We start from the raw sequence: 21,849 nt of genomic DNA, 5'->3' as shown, positions 1-21,849 counted from the left end.
CTCAAGCCCACTCCTGACTCAAGGTTTTCATGCGAAGTATCAATTTACCTTAGGACGGTTTTCCACTTCCCATAGTTTTTCGAAAAATGGTTGTCCCTTTATCAAATTTTCACAGAGAGTGAGGTGCTTGTCCGACCAACCGTACTGGGTTTCTTCATATAGCATCTGCCATATGTCTTCGAAATCCATTTCCTGTATGGTGCGGTAGCGCTCTGGTGCCCATTCGGTGTACCAATAGCGGATTTCCGCCGTGTTGTTTGAACTGTGAAGTTGATCAAGGGCCATGAATAACAGCTGCTTCAATTGTCTTTCCTTCCGCGTTAGCCCACTCATCATATAAGGATTCGGGGAAAGAATATGATACGCATCCTCCCTTTTACCGTCCGGCTCAATGGAATACTGTACCGTTTCATGACTTTCGACCATTTCATACACCAGTTGTTCCTGTCTTGGTATCAGCCTGCTTTTTCTGATTGGAACGGTGTATCCGATTGTGTCCACTGCCAGTATCCCGGTACCATCCGTCACAATGAAACAATAATCCAACTGGATCCGTTCGTGGTTTTTTCGCAGATACGCTTTTTGATAGACATGATGGAGCAGTTGTTGAGGTAACTCTGATAGATCATTCTCGATGTAATGAAACAGTGTCGTGTCTACTTTAATCAGAGGAACCTGATCCAGTAATTCAATAACGTCCTCTTTTCTCCATTCATGAAAATGGCAGACATTGTAACCATTTTCTTCGCCTTCGAACCAATTTACCCATACATCATGAAGATATAACATGATTGACCCCTCGCTTTGCTTCAATCTTATTTGTCAATCAGTATAGGCTAATCCGTGTAAATTTATTCCTATCATAAGGGGTTTTATGATAGTGATTATATTTTTCTGCGGGGTATATAGATCGAGAGGGTGATGACGAGGATTCCCAAAAGGAATAAATAACATTCGACACGTGTGGAGACGAAGACTATATAGTCTGCAAATGTCATTCCGGTCGTAAGCAAGTTTAAATACATGATTAAACTTACTCCTCCTGAAACAGCCAGTCCAAATCCTATAAAGAGCCCGAACAATTGTACCACCATACCTTCCGCCTCTATCCTTACATTTAGATATTGGAGCCCGTCCATGCTTAGTATATTTTATGAAAAGAACAGGAAGATATGACGGCACAGGACATTCTAATTTCAGGAAGATCAGATTCAGTAATTCCCTTGATTTCTATGGTAAAAATACTGCTGACGGTTCTCCTATGAGGGAAAGGGTTGACGAATCCTGTTTCTTTAAAAACTGTTGCACCAATCGGTAGCCCGATGAATAGCCGAGCATTTTCGGAAAGGATTTCTGTCCAAGAAGCAGCTGATCATGCAGGGGACTATCCCGCCTCACTTCCAAATTGGGCTCTATCCATTTTTCATAGTAGCGGGACAACTCTTGTTCATCATACGCTTTTGTCCAGGGAGCCACATATTTCTCTCCACAGTATTCTTTGACAGCCGTTTCTGCCAGCCCTTCAAAGATGATGGAGTCAAGGAGCGTGTAGTGATCCTCCTTTTTGCTTAACCGCTTCATTCTGACACAGTGATGATATTCATGGACAAATAACGCTTCATACTCTTTTGGGTCTTCCTGGTCCGTAACAAAAAAGAAGATTTCATCTTTGAAGCATACCCCTGATTTTTTCATGGATGACTGGAACATCCCCCTTTTTTCCTGTACGGGGAATAGATAGATCGGAACGCTCGGTCCATTCCACTTCCGCTTATATTTTTTTTCAAAGAGAGCAAATCGTTCCCAAAGTTTCTTTTCTTTCATTTTTTCGTAAATATCTCCGGCGAGACGCGCAGAACGGTACATTCCGTGCTTTGTGAGGTATTGATAAAAGGATTGCTGATCGTCTTTGCCATTTTTCGTTTTCTTGAGAAGATCCAAGGGATTATCAATCCACTCTGCCAACCACTCATCTGTAGGTATGACTGCCACCTTCATCCCTCTTTCCATGTTTTTTAACATGTATATGTGAAAGAGGAAAGATTCACAACAAAAAGAGCCAGGGACAAAAGTGTTTAGATAAAAGAAAATCCGAACAATCATTCGAGATTCTTTTTGAAAATCGAAATCGTTCGGATTCATCATTTGGCTGTATACGTAAATACCATTGCTTTTGGATGTAGTGAGTAGTGGTTGATTTCCGCTCCAGTTGCTCGCTTTCCGCGGGGCGTGAGTTGAGCCTCCTCGGGCTTAAGCCCTGCGGGGTCTCAACTTTCCCGCGTTTCCCGCAGGAGTCGAGCAACTTCCGCTCCAATCAACTTTCCAAGCGTAAGCGTTTCACTATTACATCGTAGTATCGACGATTGCTTACACCAACTCTTATTCTATTAGTTACAGTGACCGATTACCGTCACTTATACAAATATCCTTACCTTAAGTGAATGACTCACTCTGCTTTCACAAACAACAAATGACCGAACATTCGAAAACTATCGTTTCTCTATTAATAACTACAATGAATTGGCCTTTATTATTCTTGCTAAAGCATAGTCAATGTTTATAGCAGGATCTAGCTATTGATTGGAGTGCAAGAAGAAGACTCCTACGGGAAAAGCGGAATAGGTAACCCCGCAGGAGCGTTAGCGACGAGGAGGCTTGCCTTCCGCCCGAGGAAAGCGAAGTCTTGCACGGAAATCAATAGCGGTGTAACAAGTGATCCTAACTATTTATTAAATGGTTCAGCTTTAGAGGCAATGGATTTAAATAATGTCAAAGCCTCTTTTTGTTAATTTTGATATTTTTTAAATACGATGGTGGCATTATGACCACCGAATCCTAATGAATTACTCATCGCTACATTCACTTCTTGTTTCCTTGCTTCGTTTGCTACATAGTCGAGATCACAATCAGGATCCGGCGTTTCAATATTGATGGTAGGAGGAAGGACACTGTCTTTCATCGCCAGTACAGTGAAAATCGCTTCAACTCCGCCTGCCGCACCGAGAAGGTGGCCAGTCATGGATTTCGTCGAGCTCATGGCCAGTTTATAAGCATGGTCCCCGAATACTTCTTTCACAGCCATCGTTTCGTATTTATCATTATATGGGGTGCTTGTTCCGTGGGCATTGATGTAGTCCATCTCTTCCGGAAGGATCCCGCCATCTTCAAGTGCCATTTTCATCGCTCGTGCGCCACCCTCTCCAGCCGGGGCCGGGGCAGTGATATGATAGGCATCTCCGGTACATCCGTACCCAACGATTTCTGCATAAATCGTCGCTCCACGTTTTAAGGCATGCTCAAGTTCTTCCAGAACGACGATTCCTGCTCCTTCTCCCATTACGAAGCCATCACGATTGGAATCAAACGGTCTTGATGCTTTTTCAGGATCTGGATTCGTGGAAAGGGCTGTGTTTGCACAGAATCCGGCAACGGACATTTTCGTGATGGGTGCCTCTGCTCCACCGGAAACCATCACATCCGCATCCCCACGCTGAATGACCTTGAAGGCATCACCGATTGAGTTTGTCCCTGTCGCACATGCCGTTACGGTACAAGAGTTGAAGCCTTTGGCTCCGAGCATAATGGATACTTGTCCCGCTGCCATATCAGGTATGATCATTGGCACGAAGAACGGGCTCACCCGGCGGTATCCACGTTTTTGGAAGGTTTCGTATTGCTGTTCAAATGTTTCCATTCCCCCGATTCCTGAACCGATCCAAACACCGACGCGATGTGCATTTTCGTCTGTGATATCAAGCTTTGAATCTTTTACTGCCATTAACGACGCGGCAATCGCATAGTGAGTGAAGCGGTCCATCTTCCTTGCTTCTTTTCTTTCCACTCCGAACTCTTCAATATTGAAGTCTTTTAGTTCTGCCGCTACTTTGGCAGGATATTCATCGGCGTTTAAACGCGTCAGAGGCCCTACCCCTGTCTTTCCGGCCAAAATATTCGACCAGGTCGATTCAACATCATTACCTAAAGGCGTGACGCTTCCTAATCCTGTCACCACTACACGCTTCTTATTCATTCTATTCCATCTCCTTTATCTGCAAGTTGTCGATAAGTTTCTGATACTCTATTATTTACCCCAGCGCATAATGATTGCGCCCCAAGTTAAACCGCCACCGAATCCTACCATGACGACAACATCATTCTCTTTCACTCTTCCCGCCTCTAGATCTTCCACTAAAGAAACCGGGATAGAAGCCGCTGATGTATTTCCATATTTATTTACGGTCTTAGACATTTTCTCCACGGGCAGTTCCAGTCGTTGCCTGGCTGCTTCCATGATACGGATATTGGCCTGATGAGGAATCAGGAAATCTACGTCCTCTTTACTTAAACCTGCCTTTTCAATCACATTTATACTGGATTCACCCATTTGACGAACGGCGAACTTAAACACTTCCCGACCGTTCATGATCAATTTTTCATCCTGATACAAATGCTTCGCTCCTGAACCGTCCGATCCTAATTCAAAGGCAAGAATCCCCTTGCCGTCCGGAACGGGTCCAAGGACCGCCGCACCTGCAGCATCTCCAAACAGGACGGCGGTGTTACGGTCCTCCCAGTCAGTGATTTTGGATAATTTCTCCACACCGACCACTAGGACATTCTTGTACGCACCATTATCAATGAATTGCTTTGCCGTAATCATACCATACATAAAGCCTGCACATGCGGCACTGATATCCATTGCCGCAGCCTTCTTGGCCCCCAATCTTTCCTGAAGGAGGCAGGCAACGGATGGGAATGGATGATCCGGGGTAACGGTTGCAACCATGATCAGGTCGATGTCCTCGGGATCGATTTTCGCGTCAGCGATTGCCTTCTTTGCGGCTTCGAAAGCCATATCAGAGGTATTTGTTTCATTATTTGCTATTCTTCTCTCTTCAATGCCTGTTCTCGTACGAATCCATTCATCCGAAGTATCCACCATTTTTTCGAGGTCCGCGTTTGTTAAGATCTTTTCAGGAAGATAACGTCCAATTCCAATAATACCTGTATTCATACTGGCGTTCCCTACTTTCGTTTATAATTTTTTTCATATGCTCAATGGTTATTATCAATTATTATGACTTGGTACTAATTTTATCGAAGATTTCTACTTTCTGCAATTATTTTTTCTTCCTTTCCCGCTTCTACACTCCCTACCACACCCGTCCAACCTCAAAACACAACAAAAGACGGGCCACCTAACATTCAGGTGACCCGTCTTTCCATTCGCTTATTCTTTATGTAAGGCATCCTGTTTGCCTAATTCATAGGCTTCACTCATGACCTGGGTGAACAGCGTCATGAATGGCTGCAGCATTTCAGGAGAGAACTCGACTCCCGCTTGATCGAGTTGTTCCTTCGCTTGAGGGAAATACTTCATGGCAATTTGCATAAATTCCATTGTTTTGTCTTGATTCATTGCTTCGATTCCTTTCCATTCGGCAATTTGCCGGTATCAATATAGTCCTTGATATGTTGCTTCATTTCAGATTGAAAATCTTTTGGAATGACTGGACTGAATTTCCCCATGGAGATCACACCGTCTTCAAAATCGAATTCCAGGTTACCTGACTCCAGCTCATCATGGGCGAACCTCTCGGCTACTACTGCATACAACTTATCTGCCTGTTGAACTGTGCTTGTCAGGACCGTTGATTCCCCGAGATCGGATTGATCGGATACGTACCCTATGGCATACAGTCCTTTTCCCTTAAGCTTTTCGATTACAGCTACATTATAGCCGTCACCTGCAGGATACACAACATCGATATCCTCGTTTAGTAAAGTGTCCAACTCGTTAAGGGCCCTCTCTTGATCGTCCCAATGATTGGTGTACTCTACGTTAACCTCTGTCTCACTGTTTTGATACTTCGCTCCATCTATAAACCCTTGAACTTCCGGCTGCCACTCGAAGGCCGCAATCACACCGATCTTCTTCGTTTTAGAGTGAAATGCTGCTGTCATTCCTCCGAAAAAGCCCATTGCGTATCCCTTGAACTGTAGGCTTGTCGTATTTTTCTCCGTGGCATGCCCGTTAAAGCTGACGAAATGCATATTGGGATGCTCTCCTGACAAGTCGTTAAAGACATCCGCATACTCACTTCCATGTCCAAATACTAAGGTGACATCCTTATCATCAAATTCCTCTACTGCCTGCTTGATTGATGTATCATTCTTCATTCCCTCTTTATAGAACACGTCTGCATGATAATCGGATTGTATTTTTAGTAATCCTTTGTAACCTTTTGTTCCCCAAACTCCATCATTCACTGCTTCCGGAACAAGTAAACCAACCTTTTCTATCTCTTCGCTGTTCCCTGCTGAACAACCACTTAGTCCGACCAGGAATACAATCAGGAAAAACATGTACCATTTCTTATTCATGTGCAGCAACTCCTTTAAAGCCCATGCAGCATCTATAAAAGGTTCATTACATCATTCCTATTTTACCCTCACCTGTATCCACATGAAAAGGAAAAGTTTTCTCACTCCTCAATTTCATGCAAGCGTATCCCTTTTTCTTGTTGATCAATGATGCCCTTGTGAGACTTTGATGGTCTGACGATCACTTCTTTTCCAACGGCATCGATTTTACGGTGACCAGTTGAAAACGTTTCATTTGTTATATAGGATAGAGCTTCATTCCAGCTCCTGTCTGAGAGAGGCTTCAAGGTAAAGATGTCATTTTTTGAAGAAAGATTGACAATCATTTTGGCTGCGTCCTTCACATAAATCGCCCCCGAGGGATCATCCACATAATTCTTTCCTTCCCCTCTGCCGGTCAAAATCTGTGCAAACAGGAATTCTTCCGGTTGATGGATGCCATATAACGTTGGAAGGTAGAAGGCAGCACCATCTTCTTCAAGACTTCCATTCCCTTTCCCGTTGCTGTAAATTCGAATCATATGGAAGGGTTGGTCCACTTTTGAAAGCAGTTCATCCACTTCTGATAAATACCCCGCTCTATTCCCTCTTATCTGATCATAGTAAGGAAGGAATACACTGGACCCTGAGCGTACGCTCTTATCCCATTCCCCATAAGGCACGTACTCAAGGTTTGCATTCCTTCCAATTTCCATCCATTTATCCTTCGTCTCTTGGTGCTCATCAATGGCGGTCACGGTCCATCCTTTTTCCAGAAGGGCATGACAGAGTTCAAATCCCAAAAACTGTTGTGCAGCAAAAACGAATGCATGATGGTTCAAGTCAATCACTCCAATTTATTAGTTATAACTCTTTCTCATGCAGGGAAAAGTAAGATGCGATCTTCCCTCCAAGAGACCCTCGCTTCTCAGGAAGAACAAAGAATAGATCCGTTGAAACTCCTTTTGCTAAACGCTCCGTATATATATCTTTTATGAGAGTGAATTGATTTTTATAACGATTTAGAGTCATTGACTGAACAATATACAGGGGAATAGGGATCTCCTGGAATATTTTGTAGTCCTGTGATTGTTTTGAGATGAAGGCTTCACAATCCTCTTCCTTCATCTTCAGCATGAAGGAAAGTTCTTTTATCACTTTTTTATAAAAGAATTTCTGCTCTTTTTCTTGTTCTAAATGGTCATACATCGATACGCAGGGGGAGAGCAGGACAGCACTTCTTATATCAAGTGCCAATTTCGGATAGAGATTTTTCAATACTAACGCTCCCATTCCTTCGGCCAAAATATGGATCTTTCCATTGATGATTTCGTTCCGCTTCACGTGCTGATAGAGTCGCCTGGCCAATTGCACGGCTTGATCGCTACCCCAATTCGCTCCATACAGATTACTATAATATACAATGTACCCCTTGGCTGTCAGCTCTTGAATCCACTTATACCGTGCCTCATGCTGCACCCAGAAACTGCTCTTTTCGTCTACATAGTGATGGGAGTCCCCTATAATCATTACAGCGAATCCATTTGGTCGTTCAGGGTAATGAATCATGCACCACTCTTGCTCTAATTGAAACAATCGTTGATACATTTAAATTTCTCCTTTTACATACTGAGTCTCTATAGTTTATGTAGTGAGACAGCATTTGTAAGGGAGATAGCCCATAGGAACACTTTTATTTATAAATTTTCGGCCCCTATCCTCCTACAGATGACAGGGTTTACATTTCACATATTAGTCATTTATTAATTGTCGAAGCTGTGGTAAACTAATAAAGATTGAAATGAGTGACAACATATGCTTGAATGTGTTCAATACATAGGAATGAGGTGACTTGGCGTGAGATTTATTTGGATGTTCTTCTGGGCTTTTGCATTGTCCGAAATGCTGACTTACGTTGTAAGTTCAATGAATGGAAACGAATTTCATTTTCAAACAGGATTAATCCTTTCCGTTTGTTTCGCGGTACTGGTATTCCTTATCACGCTTGTTATTCCAAACGAGCCTGTAGAAAACCATTAAAAAAAGCAGCCAAATCCGGCTGCTTTTTTTCATTTAATGAATCGTTAGAACATTTTCACCTGCATCAATCGTGATGGTTTGACCCTGTTGGATATTTCCTGCAATGAGTTCTCTTGCAAGCTTGGTCTCGATTTCCCTCTGAAGATACCTTTTTAATGGACGGGCTCCATACACGGGATCATAGGCGGATTCCGCGATGAATTCCTTCGCCTCCTCTGTCAGGGTAAGGATGATTTGCTGTTCCTCTACCCGATGCTGAAGGTCCTCAATAAGTTTATCTATGATCCCCTTAATATTTTGGATGCTCAATGGTTTAAATAGAATAATGTCATCCACACGGTTAAGGAATTCAGGTCGAAACGCGGAACGAAGCTGCCCCATCACAAGATCTTTCGTATCAGGGTCAATCTCTCCCTCCCCTTTATTACGTTCAAGGAGATGAGAAGATCCGATATTGGATGTCATGATGATCACCGTGTTTTTACAATCAATGGTCCTCCCTTGAGAATCGGTGATCCGGCCATCGTCAAGCATTTGCAGAAGAATATTGAATACTTCGGGATGGGCCTTTTCAATTTCATCCAGTAAGATGACTGAATAAGGTTTACGCCTGATCGCTTCCGTCAGCTGACCGCCTTCTTCATAGCCAACATATCCAGGAGGTGCACCAATCAAACGGGATACCGCATGCTTCTCCATATATTCAGACATATCGATTCGGATCATCTGCTCTTCGCTGTCAAATAACGTTTGGGCAAGTGTCTTCGCAAGCTCTGTCTTCCCGACTCCTGTCGGGCCTAAGAAAATAAAGGAACCAATCGGTCTGTTCGGATCCTTGATCCCTGCCCTTGCACGAATGACGGCATCACTGACCAGCCCGACAGCTTCATCCTGGCCAATCACCCGTTCATGAAGAATGTGATCAAGCTTCAACAACTTCTCCCTTTCTCCTTCTACAAGCTTTGTGACCGGAATCCCTGTCCATCTCGCCACAATGTTCGCGACTTCTTCTTCTGTCACTTCTTCACGAAGGAGGCGCCCTTCCTCTTCTTTCATCATTTCCTGCTCTACCGCCGCAAGTTCTTTCTCCATGGCCGGAATCCGTCCGTGCCTGAGCTCAGCGGCTTTATTCAAATCATAATCACTTTCGGCTTCTTCGAGCTGGCGCCTGAGTTTCTCCAGCTCTTCCCGCTTCTCCTGTACGACGGAGATGCTTTCTTTCTCCTTTAGCCACTTTACTTTCATGGTGTTCGCTTTTTCCTTCAGATTGCTTAGATCTTCACGGATACGTCCGAGCCGCTCCAGACTTGCAGCATCTATCTCCTTATTCAACGCCGCTTCCTCGATTTCAAGCTGCATCACTTTGCGTGTCACTTCATCGAGCTCCGATGGCATCGAATCGATTTCCGTCCGGATCATCGCACATGCTTCATCGATCAGGTCGATGGCTTTATCAGGGAGGAACCGGTCCGATATATAACGATCGGACAGGCTGGACGCAGCTACGATGGCCCGGTCATGAATATTGACCCCATGATGGATCTCAAAACGTTCCTTCAACCCTCTCAGGATGGAAATCGTATCCTCCACATTCGGTTCCTGTACGAGCACCTGCTGGAAACGTCTTTCCAAGGCAGGATCCTTCTCGATATACTTTCGGTATTCATTGAGGGTCGTTGCCCCGATGCAGTGAAGCTCCCCTCTGGCAAGCATCGGCTTCAGGATATTCCCTGCATCCATGGCCCCCTCTGTTTTTCCTGCACCTACAATCGTATGGAGTTCATCTATGAAAAGAAGAATGCGTCCTTCACTCTTTTTCACTTCTTGGAGTACGGCCTTCAGCCGCTCTTCAAACTCACCCCTGAATTTCGCTCCAGCGACTAAAGAGCTCATGTCCAGCTCGAAAATCGTCTTATCCTTCAAGCCTTCGGGTACGTCCTTACGAACAATCCTCTGTGCCAGACCTTCCACAATGGCGGTTTTCCCTACTCCCGGCTCTCCGATCAAGACGGGATTATTCTTCGTTTTCCGTGAAAGAATGCGAATGACGTGGCGAATTTCACTATCTCTTCCGATGACAGGATCGATTCTGCCTGACCTCACATCTGCCACAAGATCCCTTCCGTATTTCTTCAGTGCTTCATATTTCACTTCCGGGTTTTGTGTCGTCACCCTGCTCCCTCCTCTTATCTCTTCAATGATTTCTCTGACGTTCTTTTCTGTTACCCCTTGCTGCATTAAGTACAGCGTTATCGGATGCTGTTTCTGCTTCCACAGGGATAGGGCAAGATGCTCGACGGAAATATAATCGTCTTCCCATTTCTGTTTTAAACTCTCACTTTCAGAGAAAAGTTGATGGATATCCCTTGAAAGGTACTGTCCATATTGGATCCCTTCCCCTTCTACTGAAGGGATGTCATCTACCTTCCCATCAATCCATTCCATCATAGACTGAATGGGTACCCCCGCCCGTTCATATATGGTGCGAAGGAAACTCTCTTCCGACCCGAGCAGCGACTTCCACAAATGCAGCGCACTTATATCTGTATGTAGCTTTTCAGCAGCCAATTGACCAGCGGTAGCCAACCCTTCCTGAATGCTGTGGGTCATGCTATCAATATTCATTATCTGCCACCTCACATTTTGACCTTCATTGACCTTTAATGACATTATATCCCTTTCATTCGAAAAGGAAAAGGAAAAGGAACAAGGATTGCCTTGAACGGGGCACCCTTGTTCCAGATGGTTAAGGTTTTCTCATATACGACCATAGGCGGTTATGGTTGGAGTTCTCAGGAAACCTGTCCCCTGCTTTCAAACGCAGTTTTTGCGGATTCTTTACCATGCTCCCGGTTTCACCGATTTCTATATACTCACCATTGTTCGGTGCCTTTTCGCCGGCCCTGAATTGTCGTGACTGTCCCATTCTTACCCCTCCTTTTTCGAAGCGATGCTTCTTTCCTATTTTTCTACAAGCGTGACCATTCATGCATGCCAGATGAAGGATAAATATGATAATCCCGTTACGGTTCGGTTAACATTCGGAAAAAGGCTTTACAGTCTTTCCCTTAATGGTGTTAAATTAAAAAATGTGGAGAAAAAAAGCTTGGAGGATATACAATGGATTTTTATTTGATTATGAAATACTTATTTTTAGGGATTTTTCAAGGGTTCACGGAACCGATTCCGATCTCATCCAGTGGACACCTGCTGCTTGCACAGCATTTCCTTGGTATCAAAGACACAACACTGACCTTTGAAATTCTGGTCAATACGGCATCATTACTCGCTGTTCTCATTATTTACCGGGAAGACATCTTACGCCTCATCGTAAATGGCCTCGGTTATTTCAAGCAGAAAACACCCGAAACAAAACGTGATTTTCATTTCATCATATACTTACTGATCGGCACAATCCCAGCAGGGGTGATCGGTATATTATTCGGCGATGTGATTGAGGAACATCTTACTTCTGTCATCACGGTAGGTATCACGCTCATCGTTACAGGTATCGCCCTTTGGATGATCCGTAACCTGAGAGGGAGAAAAAATGATGGAGACTTAAATGTAAAGGACGCAATCATCATCGGTCTTGCACAGGCAGTTGCCCTCATCCCCGGAATCAGTCGTTCAGGTGCAACGATCGTTGCCGCCATGGCAAGCGGTATGAAGGCAGAAACAGCCCTGCGTTTCTCATTCCTTCTTTATATACCTGTCAGTGTTGGCGTCATGGTATTCGGAATAAGCGACTTAATGGGTGATCCGAACCTTGCTTCCATGGCGATTCCGTATACAGTTGCCTTCATTGCTTCCCTGATTGCTTCTTACTTCTCATTGAAGTGGTTCATGAATATTATGGCAAAAGGGAACTTGAAATACTTCGCTATTTATTGTGTTGTGGTCGGAGCAGCCGTCCTGATCTTCACATAAACCTTCTATCCGTCGGGTATCTTTGGTAAGCTTGTAGAATAAGACATTTTGATGGAAACGGTGTGATCTCATGAGTGAGAATATTGAAATCCCTTCCGAGATAAAACAATTATTCATCGATAAAAAGTCTGTGAGAACCTTAAAAAAAGGATGTTACTTGTTTCAAGAAGGAAAAGCGGCTCACGAGTTATATTTAATCAAAAACGGTCGGATTCAAATAAGCAAAGTCATTCCCGATGGACGGGAATTATCCCTCCGCATCTGTTCAACGGATGATGTCATCGGAGAATTGACTTTATTCAGTAAAGAAGCCTACTACATGCTCAGCGCAAAAATACTTGAGGACACGACGGTTTATGTTTTACCGAAAGAAACGTTTGAAGAAACACTTTCTCAAAACGGTGATCTGACCATACAATGGCTGAAATGGATACAGCTTCAAAATCAGCAGAATCAGACAAAGTTTCGCGACCTTATCCTTCATGGAAAAAAAGGAGCCCTGTATTCTACCCTGATCCGCATGACCAATAGCTACGGAAAAGCCGTTAACACCGGTATTCTGATCGACCTGCCCTTAACCAACCAGGAATTGGCCAATTTTTGCGGATCATCCAGGGAAGTCGTGAACAGATTATTGAGCGAACTGAAGAAAGACAACGTCCTTAAGTGGGAAAAAGGCTACATCACGATTTTGGATCTGGAATACTTGAAGAATGAAATTGACTGTGAGAATTGCCCGGTCTCCATCTGCCGGATTGATTGATCCAAACATGAAAAACCCCCTGAAGCAAGCCTAGAGAGACCTAATAATATGAGACTGAATAAAACACCTTCAAGTAGTAAATAATTCATTTACATTTGGAGGTGTTTTTTCTATGGGTAATAAAGTGTCCTATCCAGAAGAAGTTAAGAGAGAAGTTGTACGTTTAAAACTAGAAGGCAACCATTCAAATCAAGAGCTAATGGAGATGTTCGGGATTAAGAATCGATCTCAGATTAAGACCTGGGTGAAATGGTTCAAGAATGACGAGACCCATCGTTTTGCTCAACCTATTGGGAAACAATATTCTTATGGGAAAGGTCCTGATGATGAAACTGAACTAGCCCAGTTACGAAAGAAAGTCGCTTATTATGAAATGCGTGAGGAATTGTTGGGAAAGTATCGGGAAATCGAAAGGAAGTGGTCCCAGAAATATTCGTACAGACCGTAGAGATGCTCAAACATAAATATACCGTTATTGCCCTTTGTGAATGTTTTGGAGTGGCTAAGGCTACTTATTATCGTTGGCGGGGAAAGTCATGGGGTCCATCAGAATTGGAGAAGAAAATCATTGATGTGTGCGAGGGTTTGAAATTTCGCATTGGGCACCGTATGGTGCGTGATCTTTTGCGTAAAGAGTACAAACTCAAAGTCAACCGGAACACGGTACAGCGAATCATGCAGAAATTTAACATTCAGTGCCGCGTTAAACCAAAAAGACAAAACTATATAGCTGGGGAAAGTAAAATCGTCGTGCCGAATTACTTAAACAGAGAGTTCCATGCCTCTAAACCAAATGAAAAATGGGTTACAGATATTACCTATCTTCCTTATGGTGAGAAAATGTTATATTTATCAACGATTATGGACTTGTATAATAACGAAATTCTTGCTTACACCATTAGTGATCAACAAGATAAAGGTCTAGTGCTCGATACGTTAAAGAGAGCGTGTGAAGGTCGTGATGTATCTCAATGCATCCTTCACAGTGATCAAGGCTCTCAATATACATCGTATGATTTTCAGGAAGACGCTAAAAAAAGAGGCATTATCACAAGCATGTCCCGACGAGGAAACTGCTTTGATAATGCCGTCATTGAATCCTTCCACTCCTCTTTAAAGTCAGAAGAATTCAGCCCTCTGGATCGAGGGAAACTAACTAACCATACAGTACGAAAGAAAATAGAATCGTACATGTATTATTATAATTATTGTCGACCTTTTACAAAATTAAACTGCCAGACTCCGATAGAGTTTAGAGTCATGGCAGCTTAGGTGTTTTATTTAGTCTTATTTGACTGTGTCACTCCAAGCCTTTCAGGGGGTTTTTCTTGTATCGGGTATTACCTGATTCCCAATGCGATTTTCGCATAGCGGGACATATTATCTTTGCTCCATGGTGGATTCCAGACGATGTCTACCTCTGTTTCTTTCACTTCGGGAATGTCTCTCAGTGCTGTTTTCACTTGATCCACAATGGTTCCGGCCAACGGACACCCCATTGACGTAAGGGTCATGGTGACTGTTGCTTTTCCTTCCTCATCGAGATCCACATCATACACTAAACCTAAATTCACTATGTCTATTCCTAATTCAGGGTCGACAACCTGCTCTAAAGCACCCATCATATTATCTTTAAGATCTTGATCCATGCTAATCACTCCTTCATGCTTATACTTGTCTCTTACCCATTTTCATTACTCATCTTAACAAATAACCACGTATAAAACAAAAGGTTAAGCTGATAAATGCATCTCGAACCACTCGACAAGCCGTAATACGCCTTCTCTCGTAACCTTGTGATCGGCTTTATCATCTTCTATGAAAAGCAGATGATCTTCCCGTTCCTCATAATAAGGCAATATGCTGTCATAGAATTCCCTTGTCAAATGGAAGGGGACGACTTTGTCGCGCTTTCCATGCCAGAACATGAGGGGCCTGCCCCCGAGCTTCTCAGGTTGAAGGCTAAGATCATAATGGGCAAGCTCACTCATCATGCTTTCGATTTCCCCTTGACTAAATGGCAGGTCATATCCAAGCGATTCCACTTGAGCGAGCTGGGCCTGTGCAAATTTCACATATGTAGGGTTCCCCATCAGTGAAACGGCTGAAGAAATCCATTCATATTGAGTAAGGGCACCAAGTGTAACGATCCCCCCCATGGAGGTTCCTGCGACACCGATTCCATTTGGTTTGATCAGCCCTTTTTCTTCAAAGTGCTCTTTCAATATGGATAATTCATGTATGGTATTCAACACGATCTTCCAAAAAATTTCTCCTAATTGATACTCTGACTTTCCAGAAGATCGTTCTCCGTGCTCTAAACAATCCGGGAGTATCACCCTGAACCCTTTTTCAGCAAGAAGGTATGCGTAGTGAAGATTATGCTCTTTCGCACTCGTAAAGCCGTGAATAAAGAAGCATGTCGGTAACGGTTTATTCATGTCTTCTTCCCTCACAAGATGAAGGAATGGGATCGTTTGTATAGTTGATTTATCAATAAGAATCATGATGGTTCTCTCCCTCCTGATTGCTTTTCACTTTACTATGATATCCTAGATTTGGTAGTATGTATAATATTTAAATCGAAGGCGTTTGTAAACATTTCTTAAAATCTATGTGCAGGCGGTGGACAACTTTCTTCGTGTAACGCTACACTAGAATAGCCTTCATACCAATAAGATTGGGGATTTGTATTCATGAACTCACAAGAAAAACATCTGATTGTTCTGGATCTCGATGGAACATTATTAACTGATGAGAAGAAAATCTCGTCCAAAACACATGATATATTAAAAAAAGCGCGCCATAAAGGGCATGAAGTGATGATTGCAACAGGCAGGCCGTTTCGTGCAAGTGAATTGTATTATCAACAATTGCAGTTGACCACTCCCATTGTCAATTTCAATGGGGCATTCGTGCATCACCCCACCGACCCATCATGGGGAGTCTATCATGAGCCGATGGATCTCGATGTGGCCAAACAAATCATCAATGCTTGTGATGATTTTCCATTCCGTAATATCGTCGCTGAAGTGATGGATGATGTCTATCTTCATTATCATGATGAAAAGATCATCGATGTATTCATGATGGGTAATCCTTCCATTTCAACAGGTGATATCCGGAACGTATTATCGGATCACCCAACCTCCATGCTCATTCATGCTGAGGAAGAGGATGTAGCCGACATTCGTGCCCACCTCGATGATGTTCATGCAGAACTGATCGACCATCGCCGCTGGGCAGCACCTTGGCACATCATTGAGATCGTTAAATCCGGATTGAATAAAGCTGTCGGGATAGAGCGTGTAGCTTCTTCCTTGAATATCCCCCAAGAAAGAATCATCGCATTCGGGGATGAGGACAATGACTTGGAAATGCTCGACTACGCAGGAACAGGTGTCGCCATGGGTAACGCCATTGATCCACTGAAGGATATCGCGAATGAAGTGACACTTTCGAATGAAGAAGATGGCATCGGGCGTTATCTGCAAAAACGCTTCGACTTATAAATTCTGATGGAAACGGTGGGTAAATCTTCTTACTGTACGTTCCACCTCCGAGAGCCATACTAGAAGAGAACGCATCCAGCGTTCCAACTTGCACAAGGGGTGGTAAGTGATGGGTAGAAAATCGAAACGATTTGTACAACAAGGTAAAATTGCTGTATCAAAACATGACGAACGGATCCCGTATCATCTGACGTATGCAGAAGCAGAGGCTAAGAAGCTTGCTTCACATGGTGAAGGTGCAGGGGGGCTGGAATAATGAGCAATCCACTATTCCAGCAGGCACGTACCGCTGTATCTTCTGCTAAACAGGCATGCAGTACGGGAGAAAACGCTCAAATGTCCATTGATAAAGCGAAGAATGCTTTGTCATCTGCTTACGCTAACTCGAATGTCGAAGAGCAGAAGCAGCTTCATGCTCTTCAGGACGAGTTGAACCGCCTTTCATAAGCTAAATCAAACAGGGTTGCCCGTAAAAGGGCAACCCTGTTTATTTATATGGAAGAACGACAAGATAACTGTGAATGATCTTCCCGTCCCCCTCATCCCGCTCATATAAATTCAGGAACAGCTTTCCATTTCTCCTTTTCAACTCAGGCAGTATGATGGAAAACTCCGTCCAGGCAGGAGCTTCTTTATTCACTTTCAAGAGCGTTTCCGGGAGGAGAACCCGATGGCCATCCTCAACCATATAGTAAAAACTTCCACTCGATACACGGGCTTGTCCAGTGACCGTAAAGCGACCTTTGACCTCCCTTACTTTTACATTTTTAAAGGAAGTATGTTCCTTGGGTAATACGCTCTCTGCTCCCGATTTGGCGGGGATCCCCAATAACAGGATTGAGCTGATCAATATATACACGATGGCTTTCAAGGTGATGCCCCTTTCTATCTGGGTTCACCTATAGTATTTGTTAAACATGAGAATCTAATCTTTTCGAAAGAACCCGAATATCCCGGTAGTCTGAACGATATTTGTAAACGCATTTGGGTCTACATCCTTGATCGTATGTTCAAGCTCGTATAATTCATACCGGGATATGACGATGATTAACATCTCTTTGTCCTCTCCGGAAAATGCCCCTTTAGCAGGCAAAGTCGTAATTCCCCTCACAAGCTTCGAATGGATGGCTTCACGCAATTCATTCGATTTCTTGGTCACAATCATTGCTGTAAGCTTTTCATGACGTGTATGAATGGCATCGATGACACGTGTGGAAGCATATAACGTGACTAACGTATACAATGCTTTCTCCCAGCCGTAAAGGAATCCGGCAGAAGTAATGATCACTGTATTCATCAAGAAGAAATAAGAACCAACCGGCTTATCTTTCATCCTCGAAAGGATCATGGCGATGATGTCCATTCCCCCGGTGGAAGCTCCCCATTTCAAAGTGATCCCGACACCTACAGCGGCGATGACCCCTCCGAATACCGCATTAAGGAGGATATCCGGTGATAATTTAATGATAGGAATCACTTCAAGGAAAAAGGAAGTCATAAATACAGAAATAAAGCTATACACAGTAAAGGAACGGCCGACCTTCAGCCAGCCCAGAATGGTTACAGGAATATTAAGAATGAATAATAAAATACCTGTTGAAATATTGAATGGGGCAAACTCCTTCAGTAAGCTTGACAGCAGCTGGGCAAGTCCCGTAAAGCCGCTCGCATACACATTTGCCGGAATAAGAAAGAAGTTCATGGCAATGGCCCCTAAAAGGGATCCCACCAGGACCACGACAAATTTCTTCGCCTCTAATTGAACATGATCTCTCGACATACACATACCTCCTGCATCTTGTTGTTATTTTCTATGTTCCACATTTCATCTTACCTAAACTCCCTCTACTATTCATCTTTTTATCCAAATTCACGTTCAATCGATTGTTATTTTCACTGAAAATCGCTAGACTAAAGCTATAAAGATAAGTCAAAGGATGATGAGGATGACAGTAAAATTATTTGCTGATAGTGCAAGCGACCTTCCTGCTGCCTATTTCAACGAACACAACATAGAGCTACTTCCGCTTAAAGTACATATAGATGGTCAGGACTACGAGGACTTGATCACCATTGAACCGAAAACCGTATTCGATAAAATCAGGGACGGACATATGCCGAAAACATCCCAAGTCTCACCGGACCTATTCCTGAAAAAGTTCACACAGCTTGCAGAATCGAATCAATCCGGCATTTACATTGCCTTCTCCTCCCAATTATCAGGCACCTATCAAACGGCTGTCATGATCCGGGATCAGGTTAAGGAAGATCACCCTGATCTTGATTTGACCATCATAGATTCGAAATGTGCATCACTCGGATATGGATTGGTCGTCATGAAAGCGGCCGAACTCCTGAACAACGGCGGGACAAAAGAAGAAATCATCGAAGCCTCCAGATTTAACTCAGAGCATATGGAACATCTTTTCACCGTAGAAGATCTTGAATATCTGGCAAAAGGAGGACGGGTCTCAAAAGCTTCAGCCTTTCTCGGCGGACTCCTTAACATCAAGCCCCTTCTCCATGTGGAAGACGGGAAACTTGTTCCGATTGAAAAAATGCGCGGTAAGAAGAAACTCCTTAAACGCATTTTAGATGTAATGGAAGAACGTGGTGACGATCTTTCAAATCAAGTCATCGCCATCAGTCATGGGGACGACGAAGAGCTCGCTCTTGAAATGAAGCAGCTCATAGAGGAAAAATTTTCTCCTAAGGACGTGTACATCAGTATTATTGGATGCGCCATAGGTTCTCATACAGGGACAGGGACCTTAGCCATATTTTTCTTAAACCAGCACTCATAAACTTCTCTCCCCTTCCCCATACTAATAACGAGATCCAATACGGAAGGGAGAATCATCATGCCACATACATCTGATAACGAAAAAAAGGCGAGGGACAACAATGCCCTGCGCCAGGAAAAGAATAAAATCAAAGAAATAAACCGGAAAGCCGGTAAAAATCAATACTCCAAAAAAACGGATCATCTGTAAAGGATGGACCGGCCGGAAGGCACCCGTTCTTTCTTGAACGGGTGCCTTTTGTTTTTATTTCTAAAAAACCTGCAGCATTTCAACCAAAGAAGTTGTATGTCACGTCACAGACTGTCTATAATGAAAAGAGAAAAAAGGTTGGAGGGGTTACATATGGCAAAGGAAAGTTCGTTTGACATTGTATCCAAAGTGGATATGTCAGAAGTGAGCAATGCGATTCAAATTGCGTTGAAAGAGGTTCAAACCCGTTATGACTTCAAAGGGAGCAAGAGTGACATCAAATTGGACGGTGAGGAAATTGTCCTCGTGTCCGATGATGAATTCAAGATGAATCAGTTGAAGGACGTCCTTCTCAGTAAGCTGATCAAGCGTAACGTCCCTGTGAAGAACCTTGATTACAGTAAGCTTGAAGGTGCATCAGGCGGGACTGTCCGTCAGCGTGCCAAGCTTGTACAGGGAATCGACAAAGACAATGCAAAGAAAATCAACACAATCATCAAGAACTCCGGCGTAAAGGTAAAGAGTCAGGTTCAGGATGATCAGGTCCGCGTTACCGGTAAAAGCAAAGATGATCTCCAAAAAATCATCGCAGCCATCCGTGAAGCTGATCTTTCCATTGATGTACAATACGTAAACTTTCGTTAATACGGTTTTCCAAAGAAGTCTAATGGGTACAATAATCCCATTAGACTTCTTTCATTTAGGAGGAAAAACATGAAGAAAAAAGTCATCATCATCGGTGCCGTCGGCGGAGGGGCGACGACAGCCTCTCAAATCAGGAAGCTCGACAATGATATCGAGATCATCCTGCTCGAGAAAACCTCTTACTTATCCTACGGAGCCTGCGGCATGCCCTATTACCTGGGAGATGTCATCAAAGACAGGGAAAGTCTTTTTGCCGCCACTCCTGAACAATTACATACAAAAAAGAATATTGACGTCAGAATGCATCATGAAGCGTTAAACATCGATCGCGAAAAGAAATCTTTACTTATCAGGGATCATGACCGCAATGAAGATTACGATGAAACCTATGACTGTCTCGTCCTTGCAACGGGAGCCTCCCCCTTTATACCGGATATTCCGGGGATCGACCAAATCCCGTCTTTCCATCTCAGGACCGTCGAAGATATGGACAGGATCAAGCAGTTCTTAGAAACCTCCAAACCTGACTCATGCACCATCATCGGAGGTGGATTCATCGGGGTCGAAATGGCTGAAAACTTCACCCATCTAGGAATGAAGGTGAATATCGTCGAAAGGTCTGAACACGTCATCAGTATCATTGACGAGGAGACAGCTGCAGGATTGCAGAATCATATCGCGGAAAAAGGGGTAAAGCTGTACACGAATGATGGTCTGAAAGAAGTACTTCCGGAGAATACGTTAAAACTCGACAGCGGTGAAACGTTACAGTCCGACTTCATCCTTCTTTCAGTCGGAGTAAAACCCCGGAACCACCTGGCGAAGGATGCCGGTTTATCAATCGGGGAATCAGGTGGGGTCGTCAGCAATGAGTTCATGCAAACGGACGATGATTCCATTTATGCAGTCGGGGACGTCGTCGAGTCCATCGACTTCGTTGACGATACGCCGAAACAAGTACCCCTTGCATGGCCGGCTCATCGGCAAGCCTATATAATCGCTAAGCACCTGTCCGGTGACCCTGTCCCTTTCAAGGGAATGCTTGGAACGGCGATTGCCAAAGTATTCGACCTTTCCATCGCTTCAACGGGACTTGGAGAAAAAGAATTAAAGGAAAAAGGCTATACTTATCAAACAGTCGTGCACGAAGGAAAGTCCCACGCCGGCTACTACCCCGGGGCCCATGACGTATATGTCCGCGTCCACTTCTGTCCTGAGACCGGTAAGATCTTCGGGGGAAATGTGGTAGGCGGTGAAGGGGTCGATAAACAAATCGATATCCTGGCCACTGCCATCTACGGTGGACTCTCGGTCACCGATCTACAGGAAATCGAGACCTGCTACGCCCCTCCCTTCTCTTCACCGAAAGGATTGTTGAATATGATTGGATATAAGGCTGCAGGAAAGATGAAAAAGAAATGATGCACACAGGCTCCCCATATGAGGAGCCTGCTTTTTTAGTGGGCCGCAAATCCTACTGATTCCTCCTCCCCACACACAAACTCAAACCTCATCCCGCCTCTCCATCCTCAAAAAACACGTTAATAATTATTTTTTCCGGGTAAACACTATCTTAAGATAACCTAAACCTTTAAAGGAGTGT

The 21,849-nt window shown here is 43.8% G+C and carries 27 protein-coding genes; 12 read left to right on the top strand and 15 right to left on the bottom strand.

Translation table 11 applies throughout. The features are described from left to right. Window positions 1-39 precede the first annotated feature (39 nt). The 3 genes from M1J35_RS10575 to M1J35_RS10565 all read right to left on the bottom strand — a co-directional run bounded on the left by M1J35_RS10575 (window position 40) and on the right by M1J35_RS10565 (window position 2,022). Entirely contained in the window at window positions 40-789 is a 750-nt protein-coding gene (locus M1J35_RS10575; protein WP_034763445.1) for a YjbA family protein, read from the bottom strand. A gap of 95 nt (window positions 790-884) precedes the next feature. Then, on the bottom strand, window positions 885-1,094 hold the full coding sequence (locus M1J35_RS10570; RefSeq protein ID WP_034763443.1) for a YuzI family membrane protein: 210 nt from the start codon (window positions 1,092-1,094) through the stop codon (window positions 885-887). Window positions 1,095-1,230: 136 nt separating this feature from the next. Next, a complete protein-coding gene (locus M1J35_RS10565; RefSeq protein WP_254653589.1) occupies window positions 1,231-2,022 on the bottom strand; it encodes a DUF2268 domain-containing putative Zn-dependent protease in 792 nt (263 codons plus the stop codon). Window positions 2,023-2,576: 554 nt separating this feature from the next. Between M1J35_RS10565 and M1J35_RS10560 the strand changes: the two genes are divergently transcribed. Next, complete coding sequence (locus tag M1J35_RS10560; RefSeq protein WP_254653588.1) at window positions 2,577-2,789, top strand: hypothetical protein; 213 nt, start codon at window positions 2,577-2,579, stop codon at window positions 2,787-2,789. Here the strand turns inward: M1J35_RS10560 and fabF are convergent. The 6 genes from fabF to M1J35_RS10530 form a co-directional block, all read right to left on the bottom strand. Then, complete coding sequence (fabF, locus tag M1J35_RS10555) at window positions 2,786-4,030, bottom strand: beta-ketoacyl-ACP synthase II (protein WP_224520457.1); 1,245 nt, start codon at window positions 4,028-4,030, stop codon at window positions 2,786-2,788. The two genes, M1J35_RS10560 and fabF, sit on opposite strands and share 4 nt — an antisense overlap. Window positions 4,031-4,081: 51 nt before the next feature. Beyond that, window positions 4,082-5,014: a beta-ketoacyl-ACP synthase III gene (locus M1J35_RS10550; protein WP_254653587.1), complete on the bottom strand. Its 933-nt coding sequence runs from the start codon at window positions 5,012-5,014 to the stop codon at window positions 4,082-4,084. A 216-nt stretch (window positions 5,015-5,230) separates the two neighbouring features. Then, complete coding sequence (locus tag M1J35_RS10545) at window positions 5,231-5,419, bottom strand: ComZ family protein (RefSeq protein ID WP_034763435.1); 189 nt, start codon at window positions 5,417-5,419, stop codon at window positions 5,231-5,233. Then, window positions 5,416-6,384, bottom strand: a complete 969-nt coding sequence (locus M1J35_RS10540) for a BMP family ABC transporter substrate-binding protein (RefSeq protein ID WP_254653586.1) — start codon at window positions 6,382-6,384, stop codon at window positions 5,416-5,418. Before M1J35_RS10540 ends, M1J35_RS10545 begins: the two co-directional genes overlap by 4 nt. 101 nt (window positions 6,385-6,485) lie before the next feature. Next, complete coding sequence (locus M1J35_RS10535) at window positions 6,486-7,205, bottom strand: hypothetical protein (protein ID WP_254653585.1); 720 nt, start codon at window positions 7,203-7,205, stop codon at window positions 6,486-6,488. A gap of 22 nt (window positions 7,206-7,227) precedes the next feature. After that, window positions 7,228-7,971, bottom strand: a complete 744-nt coding sequence (locus M1J35_RS10530; RefSeq protein ID WP_254653584.1) for an alpha/beta fold hydrolase — start codon at window positions 7,969-7,971, stop codon at window positions 7,228-7,230. A gap of 264 nt (window positions 7,972-8,235) precedes the next feature. On the opposite strand from M1J35_RS10530, the gene M1J35_RS10525 reads away from it, so the two are divergent. Further along, window positions 8,236-8,403: a YjzD family protein gene (locus M1J35_RS10525; RefSeq protein WP_263497663.1), complete on the top strand. Its 168-nt coding sequence runs from the start codon at window positions 8,236-8,238 to the stop codon at window positions 8,401-8,403. 33 nt (window positions 8,404-8,436) lie between these two features. Here the strand turns inward: M1J35_RS10525 and clpB are convergent, their stop codons facing one another. Together clpB and M1J35_RS10515 are read right to left on the bottom strand one after the other, a co-directional pair. Continuing rightward, window positions 8,437-11,028 (bottom strand): ATP-dependent chaperone ClpB, encoded by a 2,592-nt coding sequence (gene clpB / locus M1J35_RS10520; RefSeq protein ID WP_254653582.1) that lies wholly within the window; start codon window positions 11,026-11,028, stop codon window positions 8,437-8,439. A gap of 121 nt (window positions 11,029-11,149) precedes the next feature. Further along, entirely contained in the window at window positions 11,150-11,329 is a 180-nt protein-coding gene (locus tag M1J35_RS10515) for a YjzC family protein (protein WP_034763424.1), read from the bottom strand. A gap of 194 nt (window positions 11,330-11,523) precedes the next feature. Here M1J35_RS10515 and M1J35_RS10510 point away from each other — a divergent pair, with 194 nt between their 5' ends. The 3 genes from M1J35_RS10510 (at window position 11,524) to M1J35_RS10500 (ending at window position 14,368) form a co-directional block, all read left to right on the top strand. Next, a complete protein-coding gene (locus M1J35_RS10510; RefSeq protein ID WP_254653581.1) occupies window positions 11,524-12,333 on the top strand; it encodes an undecaprenyl-diphosphate phosphatase in 810 nt (269 codons plus the stop codon). 70 nt (window positions 12,334-12,403) lie between these two features. Beyond that, the gene (locus M1J35_RS10505) at window positions 12,404-13,096 is read left to right on the top strand and encodes a Crp/Fnr family transcriptional regulator (protein ID WP_254653580.1); all 693 of its coding nucleotides are present in this window, start codon (window positions 12,404-12,406) and stop codon (window positions 13,094-13,096) included. Window positions 13,097-13,208: 112 nt separating this feature from the next. After that, window positions 13,209-14,368, top strand: a protein-coding gene (locus M1J35_RS10500) for an IS3 family transposase (protein ID WP_254653579.1) whose coding sequence is annotated in 2 segments (ribosomal slippage) — window positions 13,209-13,488 and window positions 13,488-14,368 — 1,161 coding nt in all. Because the reading frame shifts where the segments join, the coding sequence is not laid out codon by codon here. A gap of 68 nt (window positions 14,369-14,436) precedes the next feature. On the opposite strand, the gene M1J35_RS10495 is transcribed toward M1J35_RS10500, so the two are convergent. Then, entirely contained in the window at window positions 14,437-14,745 is a 309-nt protein-coding gene (locus M1J35_RS10495; protein WP_060670294.1) for a metal-sulfur cluster assembly factor, read from the bottom strand. A gap of 84 nt (window positions 14,746-14,829) precedes the next feature. Further along, entirely contained in the window at window positions 14,830-15,603 is a 774-nt protein-coding gene (locus tag M1J35_RS10490; protein WP_254653578.1) for a prolyl oligopeptidase family serine peptidase, read from the bottom strand. A gap of 189 nt (window positions 15,604-15,792) precedes the next feature. Here M1J35_RS10490 and M1J35_RS10485 point away from each other — a divergent pair, with 189 nt between their 5' ends. The 3 genes from M1J35_RS10485 to M1J35_RS10475 all read left to right on the top strand — a co-directional run bounded on the left by M1J35_RS10485 (window position 15,793) and on the right by M1J35_RS10475 (window position 17,055). Next, the gene (locus tag M1J35_RS10485) at window positions 15,793-16,608 is read left to right on the top strand and encodes a Cof-type HAD-IIB family hydrolase (protein ID WP_034763418.1); all 816 of its coding nucleotides are present in this window, start codon (window positions 15,793-15,795) and stop codon (window positions 16,606-16,608) included. A 109-nt stretch (window positions 16,609-16,717) separates the two neighbouring features. Next, the gene (locus tag M1J35_RS10480) at window positions 16,718-16,864 is read left to right on the top strand and encodes a hypothetical protein (RefSeq protein ID WP_254653577.1); all 147 of its coding nucleotides are present in this window, start codon (window positions 16,718-16,720) and stop codon (window positions 16,862-16,864) included. Further along, window positions 16,864-17,055 (top strand): DUF3813 domain-containing protein, encoded by a 192-nt coding sequence (locus M1J35_RS10475; RefSeq protein ID WP_034763417.1) that lies wholly within the window; start codon window positions 16,864-16,866, stop codon window positions 17,053-17,055. Before M1J35_RS10480 ends, M1J35_RS10475 begins: the two co-directional genes overlap by 1 nt. Window positions 17,056-17,095: 40 nt before the next feature. On the opposite strand, the gene M1J35_RS10470 is transcribed toward M1J35_RS10475, so the two are convergent. Beyond that, window positions 17,096-17,479: a Gmad2 immunoglobulin-like domain-containing protein gene (locus M1J35_RS10470; RefSeq protein ID WP_254653576.1), complete on the bottom strand. Its 384-nt coding sequence runs from the start codon at window positions 17,477-17,479 to the stop codon at window positions 17,096-17,098. 54 nt (window positions 17,480-17,533) lie between these two features. Then, on the bottom strand, window positions 17,534-18,388 hold the full coding sequence (locus M1J35_RS10465; protein ID WP_254653575.1) for a YitT family protein: 855 nt from the start codon (window positions 18,386-18,388) through the stop codon (window positions 17,534-17,536). Window positions 18,389-18,554: 166 nt separating this feature from the next. Between M1J35_RS10465 and M1J35_RS10460 the strand changes: the two genes are divergently transcribed. From M1J35_RS10460 to M1J35_RS10445, 4 genes are all read left to right on the top strand, one after another. Beyond that, the gene (locus tag M1J35_RS10460) at window positions 18,555-19,412 is read left to right on the top strand and encodes a DegV family protein (RefSeq protein WP_254653574.1); all 858 of its coding nucleotides are present in this window, start codon (window positions 18,555-18,557) and stop codon (window positions 19,410-19,412) included. Between the two features lie 57 nt (window positions 19,413-19,469). Beyond that, on the top strand, window positions 19,470-19,601 hold the full coding sequence (locus tag M1J35_RS10455; protein WP_094075248.1) for a DUF3941 domain-containing protein: 132 nt from the start codon (window positions 19,470-19,472) through the stop codon (window positions 19,599-19,601). Between the two features lie 153 nt (window positions 19,602-19,754). Continuing rightward, on the top strand, window positions 19,755-20,246 hold the full coding sequence (locus M1J35_RS10450) for a YajQ family cyclic di-GMP-binding protein (protein ID WP_034763412.1): 492 nt from the start codon (window positions 19,755-19,757) through the stop codon (window positions 20,244-20,246). A gap of 69 nt (window positions 20,247-20,315) precedes the next feature. Further along, a complete protein-coding gene (locus tag M1J35_RS10445; protein ID WP_254653573.1) occupies window positions 20,316-21,668 on the top strand; it encodes a CoA-disulfide reductase in 1,353 nt (450 codons plus the stop codon). Window positions 21,669-21,849 lie beyond the last annotated feature (181 nt).

This window comes from Rossellomorea sp. KS-H15a (assembly GCF_024195245.1).
Classification (GTDB): Bacteria; Bacillota; Bacilli; order Bacillales; family Bacillaceae_B; genus Rossellomorea; species Rossellomorea vietnamensis.
The sequence above is the reverse complement of the archived record's forward strand: the minus strand, read 5'-3'. Positions and strand labels throughout refer to the sequence as shown.

Bases quoted from the DNA above. Each gene is read 5' to 3' on its own strand.
- clpB (WP_254653582.1), bottom strand. From the start codon at position 11,028: ATGAATATTGATAGCATGACCCACAGCATTCAGGAAGGGTTGGCTACC.
- M1J35_RS10485 (WP_034763418.1), top strand. From the start codon at position 15,793: ATGAACTCACAAGAAAAACATCTGATTGTTCTGGATCTCGATGGAACA.
- M1J35_RS10505 (WP_254653580.1), top strand. From the start codon at position 12,404: ATGAGTGAGAATATTGAAATCCCTTCCGAGATAAAACAATTATTCATC.
- M1J35_RS10480 (WP_254653577.1), top strand. From the start codon at position 16,718: ATGGGTAGAAAATCGAAACGATTTGTACAACAAGGTAAAATTGCTGTA.
- M1J35_RS10525 (WP_263497663.1), top strand. From the start codon at position 8,236: ATGTTCTTCTGGGCTTTTGCATTGTCCGAAATGCTGACTTACGTTGTA.
- M1J35_RS10465 (WP_254653575.1), bottom strand. From the start codon at position 18,388: ATGTCGAGAGATCATGTTCAATTAGAGGCGAAGAAATTTGTCGTGGTC.
- M1J35_RS10490 (WP_254653578.1), bottom strand. From the start codon at position 15,603: ATGATTCTTATTGATAAATCAACTATACAAACGATCCCATTCCTTCAT.
- M1J35_RS10460 (WP_254653574.1), top strand. From the start codon at position 18,555: ATGACAGTAAAATTATTTGCTGATAGTGCAAGCGACCTTCCTGCTGCC.
- M1J35_RS10450 (WP_034763412.1), top strand. From the start codon at position 19,755: ATGGCAAAGGAAAGTTCGTTTGACATTGTATCCAAAGTGGATATGTCA.
- M1J35_RS10545 (WP_034763435.1), bottom strand. From the start codon at position 5,419: ATGAATCAAGACAAAACAATGGAATTTATGCAAATTGCCATGAAGTAT.
- M1J35_RS10550 (WP_254653587.1), bottom strand. From the start codon at position 5,014: ATGAATACAGGTATTATTGGAATTGGACGTTATCTTCCTGAAAAGATC.
- fabF (WP_224520457.1), bottom strand. From the start codon at position 4,030: ATGAATAAGAAGCGTGTAGTGGTGACAGGATTAGGAAGCGTCACGCCT.
- M1J35_RS10570 (WP_034763443.1), bottom strand. From the start codon at position 1,094: ATGGTGGTACAATTGTTCGGGCTCTTTATAGGATTTGGACTGGCTGTT.
- M1J35_RS10455 (WP_094075248.1), top strand. From the start codon at position 19,470: ATGCCACATACATCTGATAACGAAAAAAAGGCGAGGGACAACAATGCC.
- M1J35_RS10475 (WP_034763417.1), top strand. From the start codon at position 16,864: ATGAGCAATCCACTATTCCAGCAGGCACGTACCGCTGTATCTTCTGCT.
- M1J35_RS10530 (WP_254653584.1), bottom strand. From the start codon at position 7,971: ATGTATCAACGATTGTTTCAATTAGAGCAAGAGTGGTGCATGATTCAT.
- M1J35_RS10495 (WP_060670294.1), bottom strand. From the start codon at position 14,745: ATGGATCAAGATCTTAAAGATAATATGATGGGTGCTTTAGAGCAGGTT.
- M1J35_RS10575 (WP_034763445.1), bottom strand. From the start codon at position 789: ATGTTATATCTTCATGATGTATGGGTAAATTGGTTCGAAGGCGAAGAA.
- M1J35_RS10445 (WP_254653573.1), top strand. From the start codon at position 20,316: ATGAAGAAAAAAGTCATCATCATCGGTGCCGTCGGCGGAGGGGCGACG.
- M1J35_RS10540 (WP_254653586.1), bottom strand. From the start codon at position 6,384: ATGAATAAGAAATGGTACATGTTTTTCCTGATTGTATTCCTGGTCGGA.
- M1J35_RS10515 (WP_034763424.1), bottom strand. From the start codon at position 11,329: ATGGGACAGTCACGACAATTCAGGGCCGGCGAAAAGGCACCGAACAAT.
- M1J35_RS10510 (WP_254653581.1), top strand. From the start codon at position 11,524: ATGGATTTTTATTTGATTATGAAATACTTATTTTTAGGGATTTTTCAA.
- M1J35_RS10565 (WP_254653589.1), bottom strand. From the start codon at position 2,022: ATGTTAAAAAACATGGAAAGAGGGATGAAGGTGGCAGTCATACCTACA.